The sequence below is a fragment of the Sinorhizobium saheli genome (assembly GCF_001651875.1).
Taxonomy (GTDB): Bacteria; Pseudomonadota; Alphaproteobacteria; order Rhizobiales; family Rhizobiaceae; genus Sinorhizobium; species Sinorhizobium saheli.
The window spans coordinates 1-2500 of sequence record NZ_LNQB01000024.1; the positions used below are offsets into that span (position 1 = coordinate 1).

General features: G+C 54.4%; 1 rRNA gene (cut by a window edge). It reads right to left on the reverse strand.

Going from position 1 to position 2500, the window contains the following annotated elements:
* Positions 1-21 precede the first annotated feature (21 nt).
* Positions 22-2500 (reverse strand): 23S ribosomal RNA (locus ATB98_RS00240) (it continues 472 nt past the right edge of the window).

The following is a 2500-nucleotide window of genomic DNA, read 5'->3' on the forward strand; positions in this document are numbered from 1 at the left end:
TGATGAGCATGGGCAACAAGAACGATCAAGCCGATCGAACGATTAGTACCGGTAAGCTTCATGCGTTGCCGCACTTCCACACCCGGCCTATCAACGTGGTCGTCTTCCACGGTTCTCGAGGGAATACTCGTTTTCAGGTGGGTTTCCCGCTTAGATGCCTTCAGCGGTTATCCCTTCCATATATAGCTACCCTGCTATGCCCTTGGCAGGACAACAGGTCCACCAGAGATATGTCCATCCCGGTCCTCTCGTACTAGGGACAGATCCTGTCAATATTCCTACACCCACGGCAGATAGGGACCGAACTGTCTCACGACGTTCTGAACCCAGCTCACGTACCGCTTTAATTGGCGAACAGCCAAACCCTTGGGACCTGCTCCAGCCCCAGGATGCGATGAGCCGACATCGAGGTGCCAAACAACCCCGTCGATATGGACTCTTGGGGGTCATCAGCCTGTTATCCCCGGCGTACCTTTTATCCGTTGAGCGATGGCCCTTCCACGCGGGACCACCGGATCACTATGACCGACTTTCGTCTCTGCTCGACTTGTCAGTCTCGCAGTCAGGCGGGCTTATGCCATTGCACTCGACGAGCGATTTCCGACCGCTCTGAGCCCACCATCGCGCGCCTCCGTTACTCTTTCGGAGGCGACCGCCCCAGTCAAACTACCCACCATACACTGTCCCGGATCCGGATGACGGACCGCGGTTAGACATCCATGACGATAAGGGTGGTATTTCAAGGGTGGCTCCACAGGAACTGGCGTCCCTGCTTCAAAGCCTACCACCTATCCTACACATGCCGACACGAATGCCAGTGTAAAGCTATAGTAAAGGTGCACGGGGTCTTTCCGTCTGACCGCAGGAACCCCGCATCTTCACGGGGAATTCAATTTCACTGAGTCTGCGTTGGAGACAGCGGGGAAGTCGTTACGCCATTCGTGCAGGTCGGAACTTACCCGACAAGGAATTTCGCTACCTTAGGACCGTTATAGTTACGGCCGCCGTTTACTGGGGCTTCGATTCAGAGCTTGCACCCCTCCTCTTAACCTTCCAGCACCGGGCAGGCGTCAGACCCTATACGTCGTCTTGCGACTTCGCAGAGCCCTGTGTTTTTGATAAACAGTCGCTACCCCCTGGTCTGTGCCACCCCATCATACTTGCGTACAAAAGGGTCACGCTTCTTCCGAAGTTACGCGTGCAATTTGCCGAGTTCCTTCAACGCAGTTCTCTCAAGCGCCTTGGTATACTCTACCTGACCACCTGTGTCGGTTTCGGGTACGGTCTATACGGTGGAGCTATTTCCCGGGACCGCGTCCAAGCCAGGACAATCCAATAAGTCCGGACAAGTTAAGCGATCCGTCACTACCACCAGGCCCACGAATATTAACGTGGTTCCCATCGACTACGCGTGTCCGCCTCGTCTTAGGGGCCGGCTAACCCTGCTCAGATTAACTTTAAGCAGGAACCCTTGGTCTTTCGGCGAGAGGGTCTCTCACCCTCTTTATCGTTACTCATGTCAACATTCGCACTTCCGATACCTCCAGGACCCCTCACGGGTATCCCTTCACAGGCTTACGGAACGCTCCGCTACCACACGTCTTGCGACGTATCCTCAGCTTCGGTGCATGGCTTCAGCCCCGTTACATTTTCGGCGCAAAGACCCTTGTTTAGACCAGTGAGCTGTTACGCTTTCTTTAAATGATGGCTGCTTCTAAGCCAACATCCTGGTTGTTTTGGGATCCTCACATCCTTTCCCACTTAGCCATGACTTGGGGACCTTAGCTGGAGGTCAGGGTTGTTGCCCTCTTCACGACGGACGTTAGCACCCGCCGTGTGTCTGCCGACTAGTACTCCCCGGTATTCGGAGTTTGGTTAGGATCAGTAAGACGGTGAGTCCCCATAGCCCATCCAGTGCTCTACCCCCGGGGGTATTCGGTCGACGCTCTACCTAAATAGATTTCGCGGAGAACCAGCTATTTCCGAGTTTGATTGGCCTTTCACCCCTAGCCACAAGTCATCCCAATCTATTGCAACAGATGCGGGTTCGGTCCTCCAGTTGGTGTTACCCAACCTTCAACCTGCTCATGGCTAGATCACTCGGTTTCGGGTCTAATGCGACATACTAAGGCGCCCTCTTCAGACTCGCTTTCGCTACGCCTCCACCTACCGGCTTAAGCTTGCATGTCACACTAAGTCGTTGACCCATTATACAAAAGGTACGCCGTCACCCTTACGGGCTCCGACTGTTTGTAGGCATCCGGTTTCAGGTTCTATTTCACTCCCCTTGTCGGGGTGCTTTTCACCTTTCCCTCACGGTACTTGTTCGCTATCGGTCATGCACGAGTACTTAGGCTTGGAGAGTGGTCTCCCCATGTTCAGACAGGATTTCTCGTGTCCCGCCCTACTCAAGGACAATGAGTGTTCTACGTGTACGGGGCTGTCACCCGCTGCGGCCGGCCTTTCCAAACCGTTCCACTTCATTCCTCATTGCCACTGG